Genomic DNA, 17,701 nt, shown 5'->3' with positions numbered 1-17,701 from the left:
TAATGTTAAGAAATATTCTTCTGGGAACTGTAAATCATTTAAGGTACCAGTCTGATGACTCTGTATCCGGTATTGACATAAGCTCCGTTCGCTTTTGATTTTACAAACTCAAATTTTGTTGCAAGCTGAGTCTGCACTTTATTCATCTGCTTAAAGATTTCTCCTTTTTTATTTTCTCTGGTCAGCATATCGTTTACCACATCAAATCCTACGACCGCATATTTTGGAGGTGTTTTGCAGTATTTGCTTTTGTAGGCTGCCAGGATTTCTTTTTCAAAATTACCTTCGGTATTGATCTTTCTATCCATCAGATATACCAGACTTGCCTGGCTCAGATCATCCACTTTCTTCTCGAAAACCGGCGAATAGAACATACTGAAAGCTTTTACTCCCTGTACTTCTTTAGACAAAGCAATTATTTTATTGGCAAAAGCATCTCCTGTACCGTTATCATCATTAGCCAGGATAGCAATAACCGGTGCAGACTGCCCTGTCATCATATTCTGGTCAAGCTGAATGTCTGAAGGAGAATTCACGATGATTACTTCAGGATTTTTAACCGTTTTCTCAAGACCTGCTTTGATGTAGTTCGCATTTTCTTTTTTGGAATCCGCCACTACATATATTTTCTGGTTCGAGTATACTGCTTTTACCTCTTCTACAATTTTGTCTGCGTAGGTCTGGTTGTTGGTTTCAACAATAATCAGATTGCTGTAGTTATATAATTCCGGAGTGTTGGCAAAAGGTGCTACAACCGGTATTTTTTGATTTTTAGTGAAATCCAGAACATCAATAACATTTGATTTGAAGAACGGGCCTATGATCAGATCCGTATTCTCAGGATTAATTTGAGTCAGGGAATTTTTGAATGAAGCTTCATTTCCTGAATCTACAACTTTGATATCGAGTTTCTGGCCTCCTCTTGCATTTCTTTCGATAGCAAGCTTAGCGCCCGTCAGGAAGTCAAGAGCCATTCCTCTGTACTGGGTTTCGTTGGTGCTGTATCCGAAAGGAAGCATTAAAATAACACTCAATGCATCACCGTTTTTCTTACTGTACGCTGCATCCTGTTTTTTGATCTTTAAAACCATTCCGGTTTTCAATCCTTTGGAAAGCTCAGGGTTCAATGCAATAAGCTCATCAATGCTTACCCCAAATTTATTGACGATAGAAAATACAGTATCTCCCTGTTGAACGGTATAGGTTACATAATCGTCTCCTGCCACAACATTGGATACAGATGATGATTTTTCGTTTCCTGAATCCATCTTTTCTTTTGGATTTGCAGGCTCAGCAACAGCATCTGTATTGGTGGTATTAGTATTGGTATTTGATCTTTTGATTTTAATGGATTCGCCAGGCTTCAGTCCTTTTTCTTCCAGTCCCGGATTTAAAACAAAAAGGTCCTGTTGGCTGATTCCAAACTGTTTTGTAATTCTGTAATAATTATCTTTGGCCTGGATCACATACGTTTCTCCCTCTGCTGACGGTGTAGCTGTTACTGTTTTTTCAACCGGTGTTTCCACAGGTTTAGCTGTTGCCACTACAGTCTGCTGATCACCATATTTTTTAATGCTTGCAAGAGGTAATGTAATCTCATCACCGATTTTCATATGGGATTCCAGTTCAGGATTCAGTTTTCTTAAATCGGTTTCAGAAATACGGTATTGTTTTGTAATTCCATAGATGGTTTGCTTAGGCTGCAATACAATTTTTCCTACTGCGGTTCCGGCAGCAGTATGTACTTTTTCAGCTACCGGAGTTTTGGTAACCGGAGCTGCCGCTTTATCTGATTTTATGGTTAAAACATCTCCGATAGCGAGCTTGCCATCTTTATGCTTTGGGTTTAGCTTCAGCAATTCATCTACAGTCATTCCATACTTTCTGGCAATGTTGTAAGGGTTGTCACCTTGCACAACCGTATGTGATTTCTGGGCTGAAACTCCCAAAACCATACATAAACTGGATAGAATAAAAAACCTCTTTATCATATTCGATAATTATAATTTACAAAAATACTTCTTTAAAATTAAATGGCAACAATTATTAATTTGGAATCTTGAACCACCATCTCTTCCAAACAATTTTCAAGCCACGAATAGCCATAATCCGAAAAGAATACGCTAAAGTTATACACTCTTTCCTGCCACGTTTTTGCGGGATGAACATCTAAAAACAGATTTTCAAGTCTTTCCAGCAATTCATTCTGCTTTATTTTTTCAGCATGAAGCAATCTTTTCTTCATTCTTTTAAATGATTTCAGCTGTCTTACTTCTTCTGCTTTCACCATATTTCCAAAAGACTTTTCGGTAGTTTCCGCAAGTGTTCTGAGCTCAGAGAAATTATGGATCAACATATTTTCCCTGTCATCCAATGCTTTTAAAATGGCATTATCTTCTAAAATTTTCCGGTTGGTGAGTACTGTAAAGTTATGGAAGAAATCCTCTATTGTAAGATCAAGTTTTTCAATCTTTCCTAACGTTTTTTCTTTCAGGAATAACATTGAATTCCTTGGAATAAGAATTGGAAAAGGGATATTTATTTTTGAAAAATAATCTTTGAGTTCCAGCCAGTACATGATTTCTGCATTCCCTCCTATATAAGCCAGGTTCGGAAGTACATTTTCCTGATATACCGGACGCATTAAGGCATTCGGACTGAATTTTTCAGGGTGATTTTCCAGTTCTGTAAGCAGTTCTTCTTTTGTAAACCTGATATCTTTATCTACAATAGTATATTCCTGACCGTTCCATTCGATTCTGTCTCTGGTATCGGAAAGATAGAATAAATTGATTTCACGGGGATTCACCTGTACTTTTCCGTATTTCTCCGTCAGAAAATTTACTTTCTCCTGAGATGCTTTCTGCAGGCTGAAATCAAGAAGTTCATCTTTAAAGATCCCTTTCATCTGGTTTTTAAGTTCTTTGGAATCTCCATCGAGAATCAAAAGTCCGAATTCAGAGAAAAGACGGTTGACCAGAATTTTTATAGCCTGGGTCAAAGTATTTCCTGTCTTATAAGCTTCTTTCATCATTAAGATCAGTTCGGTCCCGAAAACAGAGTCTTTGAATTCCTTTTCAAATTCCGAAATAAAATAAGTATCACTGATCTCGATTCGTCCTACCGGTCCTCCGGATTTCTCACGGGTCTCGTAATAATTGCTTTCTGTTTTAAAGTGATTGATCTCCACAAAATCATGATCTTCTGAGGCCATCCAGTAAACAGGAACGAAATTAAAGTCCGGGAAGTATTCTTTCAGGGAGGTACAGGTCTTGATAGTCTGTAAAATTTTATAGACAAAGAAAACAGGCCCTGAAAAAAGGTTTAGCTGATGCCCTGTTGTAATGGTGAAAGTATCGGGAAGTTTAAGATGGTCCAGATTTTCCTTCTGCTTCGAAGAAAGACGAAGATCCGCAAGCTGGCCGCTCATCACATCAAACAACAGCTCTCTTTTTTCTGAAGTGAAGGAATCTTTCTTCACATGGATCTGCTGGCGAAAATGCTCAACAGAGAATGTAGTATTTTCAAAACCCTCAATTTTCTGATCCAGAAAATCTTTTACCAATTGAGGAATGCTTTCTATATCGTTGAATGATATCTTATTAATTGTTTTCAACCTGTTATTTTTTTAGTTGAACAAATACCACACAATGCCGATATTCAATCTGAAATCATATACCGGATAATGTGGAAATGCATATGCTTTATTATTGGAAATAAATGTTCCTATCTGCTGACCTTCTATGAAGAAAAACATTTTTTTCACCTTCATGTTGATGTAAAGATCTGCAATAGGCTGCCCTCCAATGGAGAATGAATCTGCACGGGGAAGAATATATTCATTAAGGACAGGGAAGTAATCTCTTGAAGCAAATTTAGAGAAGTAATATACTTTGAGTCCTGCCTGAATTTCAGCAGCTTTTTTAAAGGCCTGGGTCTGATAGAAGAAGTTCGCTCTACCGATAAATCCTGGCAAAGGAAGCAGGTTTTTATTGGTTAAGGTATTCTGGAAATGCAGCCTGGTATTCAGATGGAATTTACCAAAGCTGAATGTAGCATCACCTCCAATCTGGGAAATATTCACAGAATTTTCACTTTGCTTCGGATTTCCGTTGCTGTCAAAGTAAGTATAGTTATCAATTCTGAAATAATTGGCGAAAATCTCTGTTTTGAACCATTTCAGATTAATACTTCCCCCTATTTCCATTACAGACTGGTTCTTTGCATTTTCAAAATAATAATTGAAGTTGTTGTAAACGGAAGTATTTAACAGATAGTTGAAAGAAGGGTAAGCACTTTGAAAGTTGACTTTAGCATTAACAAAATAATCTTTTATCGGTTCAAACTTCAGGTTATTGGCTGTTCTTAGGTAGCTTTTAAACTGGCTCCCGTTTGAGAATTCCAGGAATGAATTCAACTGAATTTTATCCCAAAGTTTTACCTGTAAGTTTCCTACTGCTCCAATTCTGTTTTCTTTAAGCTCACCTGGGAAAGACACCCCATTAAGGGCTACAACATCTCTGATTCCCAGTTTAATGATCTGATAGCGTACTCCTGCATCCAGTTTAAATTTTTCATTATTAAAAATCAAGCTTACCGTATTGCTGAAATTGTCAGAGTATTTCTTTGTGGTCAGAGGAAAGCCATTCACCAGATCTGCCGGCACTCTGTACCAATAGTTTTCCAATGCGCCTTGGTTATAATAATATTTGTTTCCCTGATGCGAAATAGTGTGTCTGATGCTGAAAGGAAATTTTTCTGCATTGAACGGAGTGAACTGATGACTCAGGTAATATCTTCGATAGGAAAACTGAGAGCTTGACGATGCCAGATTTACCTGAGCATTCTGTCTGTTTTTATAGTTGCTGTCACCATTCTGAAACAGATTATCTTCGGTGATCCCGCCACTTTCCTGATTGTTTACATTCTGATGGAGATAATGGGCAAATAATTCATAGTTTCCACTTTTAGAAACATAATGACCGGAAAATATAGTATTGTTATTTGCCGCCAATGAGTTCCTGTAAAGTCCCTGAGAGCGAAGCCCCATATATTCAAGCGCAAAGTTGAATCTTTTCCCGATATTCTGGGTGTAGGTAGATCTCAGCGCCGCACCGTTCCGCATCGCATTATGATAAATAAATGAAGCGGTGGGTGTTTTTACATCGTAGTATTTCACATCATTGGCTCCAAGAATCATATAAGATTTATTGGAAGGCAATAAAGCCAGATTCTGCTCCGGATTAACTTCAAATACCAATGGGTTGAATCCTGCACCGATATTGGCAGGCTGCACCCTTCCAAAGTTATCGCTGTTGTTATATTGAGAAAAAATATGGGTTTTATCAAAAGTCATTACAGTATCAAAGACTTTCTTTTCAGAAAACTGGGTCTGAAACTGGTAATCTTCAATTGTAGGTTTAAAAATTTTCAGGGAATCTTTTTTTCCGGAATCGATTACCAATGTATCTTCTTTTTTGACCGGAGGATTCTTCACCTCTGCTTTGTCAACAATCTGAGCCTGCGCTGCAAAGCTAAAGAAGGAAAGTATGAAAAGGATGTACTTCATTATTCATTATTGTTCAGCAAAAATAAGAAATAATAGCAAATAAAAACCCCTGCTTGGAGCAGGGGTTGTATATAATATGATTATTGTTGATTAATAACCAGGGTTTTGCTTACAGTTTGGATTAGCAGAAGTCTCCTGAATAGGAATAGGTAAAGTATACTTATGGCTATTATTTGGGAGATTCGAAGTTGGGATAATATCGTCTTTTGCATTTCTATCCATTGTTACACCTGCAATGGTTGCAAGTCTCTTCAAATCGATATAACGGTGACCTTCTAAACCAAGTTCAATTCTACGTTCTTTCAAGATGTCAGCATAAGCAAACTGAGCATTTGTATAGGTAGGAGTTGTAGCTGTACCTAAGTAATTTCTTGCAACTCTTACTTCTTGGATCAAATCATGTGCTGCGGTAAGATTTCCAGCCGCTACTTCAGCTTCAGCTAAAATAAATTTCATTTCAGATAATCTGAATACCTTAATGTCATTTCTTGTTGCTGTACTTACTTTACCAGGATATTTATCAATTACCAATCTATCTGAAGTAGGATTAGTAGCAGCTGCATTTATTACCGAAGTAGGATCAATGTATGTATATCTTCTGATATCTCCTTTGTCTACAGCCGGGTCATATATTAGATTGAACAAGTTTCTTCCTAAGAACCACATTGGAACTCCAGATACGGTAGACCCATTAGTATTAAACCTTTCTCCAATAGGTAAGCCTGCTCCTAACGGAAGTCTGTTTAATGAGAAAATAACCTCTCCATTATCAGTATCAGCCCACATTCTTCTATATGGGTTGAAAGATCCACCAACGGTACCATTTCCGTTAGCTGGAGCGGTACCACCATAGAACGCTATACTCCAATTGCTAGTACCTACAAAAGGAAACGTGTATGGCCCAGATGCTACTCCAGGATTAGCGGCAGGCCCTGCATTTGGATTATTACCAGTTAATGGCGTTGCAGGTGTAAGCGTTAAACCGGCATTAGTAATTACATCTTGCGCATATTGTTTAGCTAAAGCATTTTCCCCTCTATATAAATTGAAACGTGCTGACACTGCATTTACAAAAGCTTTATCAATCACATATCTTCTTGTACTTGTTGAGTAAGATAATATACCTCTTGCATAATCCAGATCTGCGTTAATAAAGTCGTATACTTCTTTATTAGTAGCTCTTGGCAGTTTTGCATCACTGGCAGGTATATCTTTTAACAAAATAACTCCTAAAGCATTAGGATCTTTCATATCTGTAGAAAAATATGCTTCTAACTGCATATAGCAATAAGCTCTCATTGCTCTAGCCTGCGCAAGGATTCCATTATAGGTATTTACCTCATTTGCCGCAGGTTTAACATTTTTTGCTCCTTCTAATAATCTGTTGATTCTGTTAATCACTCTATAGTGATTACGCCAAATCCCGTCACTAGTTTGGGTACTGATACCTCCACCTCCAACAATTGGAGAAGAAGGATCCAGGAAAAATCTATGGATTTCATACTCCTGTCCACCGCTACCACTACCTGGTTTTACCTCATCAGTAAATACCGCAGTAAAATATATTTCATCAATTGGATCAATCTGTCCGTAAACTCCACCGTATAGAGCCTCATTCAAATTAGAAACAGTGGTATAGAGTTCTTTATCCTCTAACTCTCCTGCCTGCTTAATATCTAATGCATCCTGACAGCTATTCAACGTAAATCCTGCTGCTGATAAGGTTGCTACAATTAATACTGTATTTATAATTCTTTTCATAATTATTTTCTATTAAAAATCAACATTTAATCCTACCGACACTGTTCTAGGGTTTGGATATACATTTAATGAATAAGTAGTAACAGGCTCTGGGTCAAAACCTTTCCAACTTGTCCAAGTATAAAGGTTTTCCGCCTGAACAAATACTTTAACTCCTCTAATTGGCAAGTTGCCTAATTGATTCTTAGTGAAAGAATATCCTAAGGATACATTCTTAAGTCTTATGAAATCTGACTTATATAGAAATCTATCTGACGATCCATCTCTACCAGTATTATCCGCCTCTACGCTAGGAACATTTGTATTGGTGTTATCCGGTGTCCAAGCATTTAATAAGTCTGCAGAAACGTTGATATTATTAGCTGCATAGTTCGGATTCATTACCCACTGATATAAGTTATCATAGATCCAACCTCCTTGTTGGAAAGAGAATAAAGTATCTAAGAACCATCCTTTATGCTGGAAGTTGAATCCAAAACCACCTGTAAATTTAGCAAAACGAGATTTACCTGTTAATCTTCTGTCTGAAGGTTGTGGATCTTCTGTAATATTTCCGTTGATATCAAGGAACTGCATATTACCATTAGCTTGATTTACTCCTACATAAGGATATAAATGATATTGTCCAGCAGGGCCTCCGATAGCATTAACTACATCATCAGAAAGATCTTCGTTGCTCATGGATACGATCTTGTTCGAGTTGTATGCACCGTTTACAAAAATAGATAGTTTTGTATTTTCATTTCTGATAGCATTAAATCTGATCAAACCTTCAACCCCTTTATTATCAAGAACTCCGTCGTTTCCTCTTATAGACCAATACCCTGTAACGGCAGATCTCTGAAGATCGTTGAACATTCTTGATGTTCTTTTCTGATAATAGTCAAAGCTACCTTCAACAATTCCTTTATAATTAAAGTCAACCCCAACATTCGTTTGTTTTACCTGCTCCCATCTTAAATATGGGTTAGAAAGGTTAACGAAGTTATATCCAAGAAGGTTTTGATACCCGGAAATACCATTATATCTATCTAGGAAGTTATTTGGAAGTAAAGCCAATGGGTTTTGATTATTAGCTGCGATTCCTAAGTTCTGGTTACCTGTAGTACCAATGGAAGCTCTTAATTTTAATAATCTGAATCCAGAATCAGCCATGAATTCTTCTTTATCGATATTCCATCTACCAGCTACTGACCAGAAAGTTTCCCATCTGTTTGTAGGAAGGAAACGGTAAGATCCATCTCTTCTTACAACCCCACTTACTCCGTACTTATCTTTATAGTCGTAATCTAATGTTCCGAAGTATGCTAAAGTTCCAGCTGTTGTTTTTTCAGCTAATACAGTTGGTCTGTAAATATTTGGTGTATCAGGGTTAAATGGAATATATCCTGTTCCAGCTCCGAATGCCCATTGTAATGGATTCAAACCATTTTGTGTTTGAGCATTACGGTTAACATGAACTTTGATGTAATCCATATAAGCCGCTGCTGAAATTGTATGATCTCCAAAAGATTTATTGAATGTAATATTCGTAATACTGTTGTAAGTAAGATCCTGAGTGGTATCGAATGTTTCAAACCCTCCATATTTTGCACCCTGTCCGGTTGCTACAGATATCGCAAGGTAACCAAGAGGTGATCTTGCAAAGGTTCTTTCATATTCTTTATACTCAATTCCTGTTCTGTTTCCTACGCTTAACCAATCTGTAATTTTATAGTTTACGTTAGCGTTAGCAGATATACTCAATTCGGTAAACCTGTTTTGAATACCTCCATTAATATTATCCTGAAGGACCCATTGTCTGTTTCCTGCACTATTGGTTCCGATAGCATTAAATAATTCTCTTCCGTTTGCATAAGGAGATGGAGCTACATATGATGGAGAAAGCACTCCTCCAAATAATGGGTTTTGAATTACGTTTCCGTTAATCGCTCCATTGGTTTCATCATCCAACTGATGTCTCTTAGAGTAACCAAGTCCCATAATTGCACTGAAAGTCAATTTCCCATCTTTAGATTTCCCATTAAGGTTATTTCTCAATGTGAATCTCTTAAAATCTGTAGATCTCACAATACCTTCACTATCCAGATATCCTAAAGAGAAAAAGTTATTGATATTTTCTCCCCCTCCGGTTATTGCTAAATTGTGTTGTTGAGATGCCCCTACACGAGTAAATTGTTTATTCCAATCTGTATCTGTAGCCCAGTTATCAATTTTATCTTGTGTTAAAGTACTACCATATCCACCGCCGATATCAAACTGAAATTGTAATAGTTGCTTAGCGTTTGACATGTTATAATCAGGCTTAGGCATATAATTGAATGATGTCAATGCATCATAAGATACTCTTAAGCCAGAATTAAATTTACCTCCTTTTGTAGTAATTACAACAACCCCGTTAGCAGCTCTGTTACCATAGATAGCAGTAGCCTGAGCATCTTTTAGAATACTGAAAGTTTCAATATCATAAGAGTTCAGGTTTCTAAACTGAGATCCTGAGGTAATAACACCGTCTACTACATATAGAGGATCCGTAGAACCGTTCAATGAACTCATACCTCTAATTAGGATATTGAACTTTCCTGAACCTGGGGAACCAGATGCAGAGTTAACCACAATACCTGGAGCTGTTCCCTGAATTGAATTCAGAACAGAGATGTTAGGTCTGTTTTCTAAAGTTTCAGCACCAACTGTAACTGAAGAACTCGTAGTTTTTGCTTTTGTAGCTGTCTTACTATATCCTAAAACAACTACTTCCTCAATTTTCGTCTCCTTGTCCTTTTTGTCCTTAGAGTCATTTTCCTGAGCAAATACAGCTTGTCCTGTAAAAAACAGTACACCAGCCGTTAATACACGTAGTTTAACATTCATATTAACAAATTTTAATATATTTTAGGAGCAAATATGTTAATAAATATTAATACTGGCAAATTTTTCACATTCACAACTTATGGACATATTCACAATATAACAACATCAGCACTACATATATAAAGAAATTCATAATTTTAAACTTGATTTAATTGTTAAAATTTAAAACAAACTTCACAAAACGCTTGTTTTAATACTTTTTAATCAACTGAAAAAAAATTATTTATAATAAATCTAAATTACAATCGCTCTAATTTTCAGCCATATAGCCGTTTTAAAGACAAAACCCAAAAAAATCATATCAATTTTTATTGTTTTATCTATTATTTAAAAAAATATGTCTGCTAAAGCAAAAAAAGAGACTCATCAACTCTTTGAAAATAATATTTTTTATACTTTTGAAACCAAAACTAAAAATTCATAAATTTAGAGTATGAAAAAAACAATTTTAACCACATTCGCTCTAGCTACTTTTACCTTAAGCTTTGCACAGAACACACTTTCAGTAAATGGGGCTACAGGAGCACAGTCGGTATTTGACGGAATCAAGTCTACTACGGGTAAGACATTTAAATACGAAGAGATTGCAGGGGACTCTCCCTATATTGGAAAAGAATTCTCCAATGCCAAAATTGCGGCTAATTACGAGCAGGTTCCTGTACGTTATAACAGCTACACTGATGAAGTAGAATTTAAGAAAAACGGAGAAGTTCAGGTACTTCCAAAAACGGCAGATTTCTCCAGGATTGAGATTGCCTCTCCTAAACAAACCATCGTAATGCTTCAGACTTCGGATGAACTAAACGGGTATTTTTTTGAATTGGTGAACGGCAAAAACAGTCTGTATAAAAAGATCAAGACCAAATTCACAGATGTTGTACCGGCTACTAATTCATACGCAAGTGAGCGACCTGCCAACTTCAGAACTTTACCTGCTGTATATTACATTAAAACGGAAAAAGGTTTGATCAAGAAGCCGAGAAATCAAAAAGACATCATTGAATTGTTCCCGGATAAGAAAGATAGCTTAAATGACTTCTGCAAATCCAACAAAATAAAATTTGACAGGGATGAAGATTTAATCAAGCTTGTCAACTTTATGAATCAGAATTAAGAAGAAAAGAAAACATTAAAAGTTATTGTAAAAAAATAAACCCGGCGCCTCAATGAGGCGCCGGGTTTCATCATATGTTAAAAGTATTATTTCAACTTTTTCTTAACTGCTACTTCTTCGTAAACTTCAAGAATATCTCCGATTTCGATATCGTTATACCCTTTCAGGTTCAATCCACATTCGTAACCTTTTGTTACTTCCTTCACATCATCTTTGAAACGCTTCAAGCTTTCCAATTCTCCATCGAATTTCACGATTCCGTCTCTCAACAGACGTACTTTCGACTGTCTTGTAACTTTTCCGGTAAGAACCATACATCCGGCAATTGAACCCACTTTAGAAATCTTGAATACTTCACGGATCTCAACGTTACCAATTACCTGCTCCTGAATTTCCGGAGAAAGCATTCCTTCCATCGCTTCTTTTACTTCATCGATAGCTTTATAGATTACAGAGTATGTTCTGATCTCAATTTCCTCACGGTCTGCAAGTTCTTTTGCATTCGCACCGGCTCTTACGTTGAATCCGATGATGATGGCATCTGATGCTGCCGCTAAGTTGATATCAGATTCAGTGATCTGTCCTACCCCTGAGTGAAGGATTTTCACGCTGATTTCTTCTGTTGACAATCTTTGTAACTGATCAGAAAGTGCTTCAACAGAACCATCCACGTCACCTTTAAGGATAATATTCAATTCTTTGAATTCTCCTAAAGCAATACGTCTACCCAATTCTTCAAGGGTTGTGTGTTTCTTCGTTCTGATAGAAAGTTCTCTCTGTAGCTGTTCTCTCTTATTGGCAATAGCCTTACCTTCACTTTCGTCGGTATAAACACGGAATTTATCCCCTGCTGTAGGTGCTCCGTCCAGACCTAAGATTGTTGCAGGAATTGAAGGACCTGCTTCCGCAAGGTTTTTCCCTCTTTCATCAAGCAATGCTTTTACTTTACCGTGGTTTTTACCTGCTACTACATAATCTCCGACTCTTAAGGTCCCGGTTTGTACCAACATTGTTGCTACATATCCTCTTCCTTTATCTAAAGATGCTTCGATAACCACTCCATTTGCCGAACGATCAGGATTAGCTTTCAATTCAAGCATTTCTGCCTGTAATAAAACTTTCTCCAGCAATACATCTACATTATTACCAAACTTCGCTGAAATTTCCTGCGCCTGCACATTTCCTCCCCATTCTTCTACAAGAACCGGCGGATTTAAACCTGATAACTGCTGACGGATATTGTCAGGGTTTGCATTCGGCTTATCTACTTTGTTGATCGCGATAATCATTGGCACTCCCGCAGCCTGTGCGTGAGCAATTGCCTCTTTTGTCTGTGGCATCACATCATCATCGGCAGCAATTACGATAATCGCAATATCTGTGATCTGAGCACCTCTTGCTCTCATCGCCGTAAAGGCTTCGTGACCCGGTGTATCTAAGAATGTAATTCTCTGACCGTTTTCCAGTTTCACATTATAAGCACCGATATGCTGGGTAATCCCTCCGGACTCACCTGCAATTACGTTCGTTTTTCTGATATAATCCAGTAATGAAGTTTTACCGTGGTCAACGTGTCCCATTACAGTAACTACAGGGGCTCTTGACACTAAGCTTTCTTCAGTATCGATTTCATCTTCTGCATCTGTATCTTCAAGATCTGCATCAGAGAACTCAATTTTATAACCGAATTCATCTGCTACCAATAATAAGGTATCAGCTTCCAGTCTCTGGTTCATGGTTACCATGACGCCAAGTGAGAAACAGGCAGAGATTACTTCAGTTGGAGAAACGTTCATCAAACTGGCCAATTCACCTACTGTGATGAATTCGGTTACTTTAAGCGTTCTGTCTTGCGCTTCAAGCTCCTGCTGACGTTCGTCCTGTTCTCTACGGAAAGTTCTTTTATCCTTTCTGTGTTTTGCAGATTTAGATTTACCTCCTTTATTAGTAAGCTTTTCTAAGGTTTCCTTGATCTGATTTTTAACTTGTTCATCAGTTAATTCAACCGGCATAACTCTTTGTCCAGGTCTGTTGTTCTGGCCTCCTTTTTTGAAGCCACCACCTTGACCACCCTGACGGTTTCCGCCCTGGCCACCCTGGTTATTTCCGAAACGGTTTCCACCTTGACCTCCCTGACCTTGTGGACGGTTTCCTTGTCCACCCTGGCCCTGACGGTTTCCGCCTTGTCCACCGTTATTATTGTGCTGACGGTTTCCACCTTGTCCACCTTGATTATTTCCAGAGTTTTGATTGTTTCCACCCTGGCCCTGGTTATTCTGACCTCCGCCTGGTTTTTCAATTCTCTTTCTTTTCTTTTTTGCACCAGCACCTGGTTTTGGAGCAAACTGAGTAAGGTCGATCTTTTCACCTACGATCTTCGGACCGTCAAGTTTCTGATATACCGTCTCAATTTTCTGTGGTTCCTGCGATTCAGGCTCAGCCTCAACTTTTGGAGTTTCCACTTTTTTCTCTTCCGCTACAGCTGGCTTTGGAGTTTCTTTCACTGGTTCCACTGGTTTTACTTCTTCTTTTTTCTCCTCCATTTTTGGTTTGTCTTTTTTCACAGGTCTGTTTCTAGATTCTATTTGAGACAAATCAATTTTATCCAAAACTTTAAATTCCTGTTTTTCAGGAGCTGCTTTTACTTCCGGTTGCTCTTCTTTCACAATTTCTTCTTTCTTCTCTTCAACCGGTGTAGCCACAGGTGCCACAGGAGCTGCAGGAGTTTCTTCAACTTCAGGTTTCTTAGGCTCTAAGTCTATTTTACCTAAAATTCTAGTTTCTGGTTTATTTGCTTTAGCTCTTATCACTTCAGGGGTTTTCTTCTCTTCAATTTCCAGTTTTTCTTCCGGAACTTTAGTGATCACCACCTCATGGGAAGCCTTTCTTTGTTCGCCGTCTTTAGCAAACTCAGCCTCCAATGCAGAATATGCCGATTCTTCCAATTGAGCGTTAGGATTGCTTTCAACCTCGAAACCCTTTGACTGTAAAAACTCTACTAATCTGGACATCGAAATGTTGAATTCCTTAACCGCTTTATTTAATCTAATTTTTGGCATCTATATTATTTACTGTTTTTTAATTTTTAAAATTAAAGTATTTCTTTTTTACTGTTTATTAAAATTTATTTCTAAAATCTTAATCTTCAAATTCTTCTCTCAGAATACGTTTAACCTCTTCAATTGTTTCTTCCTCAAGGTCAACCATATTTAAAAGACTCTCAGTTTCTTTATCCAATACTGATTTTGCAGTCGTAAGTCCTACTTTCTTAAACTCATCCAAAATCCACTGCTCGATATCATCATTGAATTCTTTCAATTCAACATCATCATCCTCGCTGGACTCTCTGTATACATCAATCTCATATCCTGTCAACCAAGAAGCCAGTCTGATATTCTGACCTTGTTTTCCGATTACTTTAGAAATTTCTTCAACCGGAGTATATACTAATGCATAGTTGGTCTCCTCATTGATTTCAATTTTGTTAATGGTAACGTTTCCTAATGCTCTCTTCACCAAGATCTCAGGGTTTTTAGACCACTGAATAACATCGATGTTTTCATTTCTCAACTCTCTTACAACGCCGTGAATTCTGGATCCTTTTACCCCAACACAAGCTCCTACAGGATCAATTCTGTCATCATAAGCATCTACTGCAATCTTCGCCTTTTCACCAGGAATTCTCACTACCTTCTTCAGGATAATGGTTCCGTCCTGGATCTCAGGAATTTCCAGCTCTAATAACTTCTCAAGGAACTTAGGTGCAGTTCTGGAAATAATAATCTGTGGTTTAGAACCTTTAAAATCTACTGTTTCAACAATAGCTCTGATATTCTCACCCTTTTTAAAGAAATCGGATGGGATCTGGTTTTCTTTTGGTAAGATGAATTCGTTTCCTTCATCATCCAGCAAAATTACATGCTTGTGACGGATATGGTGGATTTCTCCGACCACGATTTCACCAATTTTATCTCTAAACTGTTCGTACAGCATTGCATTATTGTGCTCCTGAAGCTTTGTTGCCAAAATCTGCTTAAGGGTAAGAATGTTTCTTCTTCCTAACTGCGCAACAGGAATTTCCATTGTAAAGTCCTCACCTACTTCAAAGGTAGGATCAATCTTCTTTGCTTCAGAAATTTCAATTTCCAAATCATCATCTTCAGACATTTCATCCTCTACAATAGTTTTATTCAAAAATATCTGAAAATCTCCTTTATCCGGGTTTACAATCACATCGAAATGATCATCTGAATCGAACCTTTTTCTCAAAAGGGTCTTCAGTGAATCTTCAATAATTGCCATAAGATCAATCTTACTGATCCCTTTTTCGTCTTTAAAATCACCAAAGGATTCAATCAACGCTATATTATCCATCTATTCTTTTTTCTTTTTTAAAATTTAATTACTACTAATGCTTTTTTGATCTCAGAGTAAGAAATCTCTTTCTCCTCTTCCACATCCACTTTTCCCTTTCCGATATCTTTTGGTTTTCGGTAGCGCAGAATAAGTGTGATCTTTTCCTCATCTACTTTTGACAATTCCCCTTCAATTTTAGAAGAATCATCCAACATTACTTCAATCTCTCTTCCTATATTTTTATTGAACTGTCTTGGGGTCACCAATGGCTCGCTCAATCCTGCAGACATTACCTGAAGGCTGAAGTCATGCTCTTCACGGTCCATATTGAATTCAATAGCACGGCTTGCATCAAGGCAATCCTGCAATGAAACTCCATGGTCACCATCTAAAATCACTGTAATATCATCCCCTGCAGAAATTTTAAGATCAATCAGAAACAGATCTTTTCTGGTCTCAAGGAATTCATTTAATAATTCTTCAATTCTTTTTCTAAACTCCATATATTTTTATCTTGATTTACAGTACGAAAAAAGGCTTTCTTGCGAAGCCTTCCCATTTTTTCCGTAAATCCATTGCAAATATACGCTTTTTTTCTAAAAACACAAAATAATCTTATTATCAAGTAAATAGAGAAGGATTCATTTACAATAAATTAAAGGAGTAAGTGAAAGTATTTTTATTATTTTTGTCTTTAGAATTTTAAAACAAACATTTTGAATATAACGATTGTAGGAACAGGTTATGTAGGACTAGTTACAGGAACTACGCTTGCAGAACTTGGCAATTCAGTATACTGTGTTGATATTGATGAAAAGAAAGTAGAAGGTATGAAAAACGGCATTGTTCCCATCTATGAGCCGAACCTTGAAGAAATGTTTCTGAGAAACATCCAGTCTGAAAGATTATTTTTCACCACCAATCTGAAGGAAGCATTAGATAAAAGTGAGGTCATCTATCTGGCCTTACCCACTCCTCCGGGAGAAGACGGATCAGCAGATCTTTCCTATGTACTTCAGGTTGCCAATAATATTGGAGAGATGATGACCGAATACAAAGTCATCGTTAATAAAAGTACCGTTCCGGTAGGAACCGCAGACAGAGTAAGGGAAACCATATCCGCTAAAACAAAAATTGCTTTTGATGTTGTTTCCAATCCTGAATTCCTCAGAGAAGGCTTTGCGGTGGAGGATTCTATGAACCCGTCAAGAGTGGTGGTAGGGGCAAGCTCAGAAAGGGCAAAGGATATTATGTCTAAGATCTACCAGCCTTTTACCAACACCGGAATTCCGATCATTTTCATGGATGAAAAATCGTCCGAACTCACCAAATATGCGGCCAACTCATTTTTAGCTGTAAAGATTACCTTTATGAATGAAATTGCCAATTACTGTGAAAAAGTAGGGGCGGATGTGGATAAAGTAAGACTAGGAATGGGTAGCGATGACAGAATCGGGCACAGATTTTTATTTCCCGGGATCGGATACGGAGGAAGCTGTTTTCCTAAAGATGTAAAAGCGCTTATAAAATCCGGCAAACAGGAAGATTTCAATTTCCAGATTCTTGAAGCCACTGAAAAAGTAAATACCACCCAGAAAGTCATTTTAGTTTCTGAAATTGAAAAATACTTTGGCGGAAATATCGAAGGAAAGAAAATTGCCATGTGGGGACTGGCTTTTAAGGCTAATACAGATGACATCAGAGAAGCTTCTTCTTTGGATAATATTGCACTATTACTGGAAAAAGGCGCCCAAATTGTAGCTTATGATGCCGTTGCAGAAAGTAATGTTCAAAAGTTACTCGGAGATCAGATACAGTATGCCAAAGGAATGTATGATGCACTGGAAGACGTGGACGCATTGTTCATTGCAACAGAATGGCCTGAATTCAAAAATCCTAATTTTGAACTTATGGCTAAAAAAATGAAGAACAAGGTCATTTTTGACGGCAGAAATATGTATCCGCTGGAAATCCCCGAACAAAACGGATTTCATTATAAAAGTATAGGAAGAAAGACCATCTCAAAATAA

At 37.4% G+C, this 17,701-nt stretch carries 10 protein-coding genes; 2 read left to right on the top strand and 8 right to left on the bottom strand.

The window, feature by feature from the left end:
- Positions 1-38: 38 nt before the first annotated feature.
- The 5 genes from BBI00_RS18045 to BBI00_RS18025 form a co-directional block, all read right to left on the bottom strand.
- Entirely contained in the window at positions 39-1,991 is a 1,953-nt protein-coding gene (locus tag BBI00_RS18045; protein WP_065400247.1) for an amino acid ABC transporter substrate-binding protein, read from the bottom strand.
- 38 nt (positions 1,992-2,029) lie between these two features.
- Complete coding sequence (bshC, locus tag BBI00_RS18040; protein WP_065400246.1) at positions 2,030-3,616, bottom strand: bacillithiol biosynthesis cysteine-adding enzyme BshC; 1,587 nt, start codon at positions 3,614-3,616, stop codon at positions 2,030-2,032.
- Positions 3,617-3,628: 12 nt separating this feature from the next.
- The gene (locus tag BBI00_RS18035) at positions 3,629-5,569 is read right to left on the bottom strand and encodes a putative porin (protein WP_065400245.1); all 1,941 of its coding nucleotides are present in this window, start codon (positions 5,567-5,569) and stop codon (positions 3,629-3,631) included.
- A gap of 90 nt (positions 5,570-5,659) precedes the next feature.
- On the bottom strand, positions 5,660-7,330 hold the full coding sequence (locus tag BBI00_RS18030; protein ID WP_065400244.1) for a RagB/SusD family nutrient uptake outer membrane protein: 1,671 nt from the start codon (positions 7,328-7,330) through the stop codon (positions 5,660-5,662).
- 12 nt (positions 7,331-7,342) lie between these two features.
- Positions 7,343-10,201: a SusC/RagA family TonB-linked outer membrane protein gene (locus BBI00_RS18025; RefSeq protein ID WP_065400243.1), complete on the bottom strand. Its 2,859-nt coding sequence runs from the start codon at positions 10,199-10,201 to the stop codon at positions 7,343-7,345.
- A gap of 433 nt (positions 10,202-10,634) precedes the next feature.
- On the opposite strand from BBI00_RS18025, the gene BBI00_RS18020 reads away from it, so the two are divergent.
- Positions 10,635-11,315 carry a hypothetical protein gene (locus BBI00_RS18020; protein WP_065400242.1) on the top strand — a complete coding sequence of 227 codons (681 nt, stop codon included), beginning with the start codon at positions 10,635-10,637 and terminating at the stop codon, positions 11,313-11,315.
- A gap of 86 nt (positions 11,316-11,401) precedes the next feature.
- On the opposite strand, the gene infB is transcribed toward BBI00_RS18020, so the two are convergent.
- From infB to rimP, 3 genes are all read right to left on the bottom strand, one after another.
- A complete protein-coding gene (gene infB / locus BBI00_RS18015) occupies positions 11,402-14,374 on the bottom strand; it encodes a translation initiation factor IF-2 (RefSeq protein ID WP_065400241.1) in 2,973 nt (990 codons plus the stop codon).
- Between the two features lie 79 nt (positions 14,375-14,453).
- The gene (gene nusA, locus BBI00_RS18010) at positions 14,454-15,689 is read right to left on the bottom strand and encodes a transcription termination factor NusA (protein ID WP_002982960.1); all 1,236 of its coding nucleotides are present in this window, start codon (positions 15,687-15,689) and stop codon (positions 14,454-14,456) included.
- Positions 15,690-15,706: 17 nt separating this feature from the next.
- A complete protein-coding gene (gene rimP / locus BBI00_RS18005; protein WP_065400240.1) occupies positions 15,707-16,174 on the bottom strand; it encodes a ribosome assembly cofactor RimP in 468 nt (155 codons plus the stop codon).
- 213 nt (positions 16,175-16,387) lie between these two features.
- Between rimP and BBI00_RS18000 the strand changes: the two genes are divergently transcribed.
- Positions 16,388-17,701 (top strand): UDP-glucose dehydrogenase family protein, encoded by a 1,314-nt coding sequence (locus BBI00_RS18000; protein WP_065400239.1) that lies wholly within the window; start codon positions 16,388-16,390, stop codon positions 17,699-17,701.

This window comes from Chryseobacterium arthrosphaerae, from assembly GCF_001684965.1.
GTDB lineage: Bacteria > Bacteroidota > Bacteroidia > Flavobacteriales > Weeksellaceae > Chryseobacterium > Chryseobacterium arthrosphaerae.
The sequence above is the reverse complement of the archived record's forward strand: the minus strand, read 5'-3'. Positions and strand labels throughout refer to the sequence as shown.

Excerpts from the sequence above, each read along its gene's own strand:
- BBI00_RS18045 (WP_065400247.1), bottom strand. The coding sequence starts at position 1,991 with ATGATAAAGAGGTTTTTTATTCTATCCAGTTTATGTATGGTTTTGGGA.
- BBI00_RS18035 (WP_065400245.1), bottom strand. The coding sequence starts at position 5,569 with ATGAAGTACATCCTTTTCATACTTTCCTTCTTTAGCTTTGCAGCGCAG.
- BBI00_RS18030 (WP_065400244.1), bottom strand. The coding sequence starts at position 7,330 with ATGAAAAGAATTATAAATACAGTATTAATTGTAGCAACCTTATCAGCA.
- BBI00_RS18025 (WP_065400243.1), bottom strand. The coding sequence starts at position 10,201 with ATGAATGTTAAACTACGTGTATTAACGGCTGGTGTACTGTTTTTTACA.
- BBI00_RS18020 (WP_065400242.1), top strand. The coding sequence starts at position 10,635 with ATGAAAAAAACAATTTTAACCACATTCGCTCTAGCTACTTTTACCTTA.
- infB (WP_065400241.1), bottom strand. The coding sequence starts at position 14,374 with ATGCCAAAAATTAGATTAAATAAAGCGGTTAAGGAATTCAACATTTCG.
- nusA (WP_002982960.1), bottom strand. The coding sequence starts at position 15,689 with ATGGATAATATAGCGTTGATTGAATCCTTTGGTGATTTTAAAGACGAA.
- rimP (WP_065400240.1), bottom strand. The coding sequence starts at position 16,174 with ATGGAGTTTAGAAAAAGAATTGAAGAATTATTAAATGAATTCCTTGAG.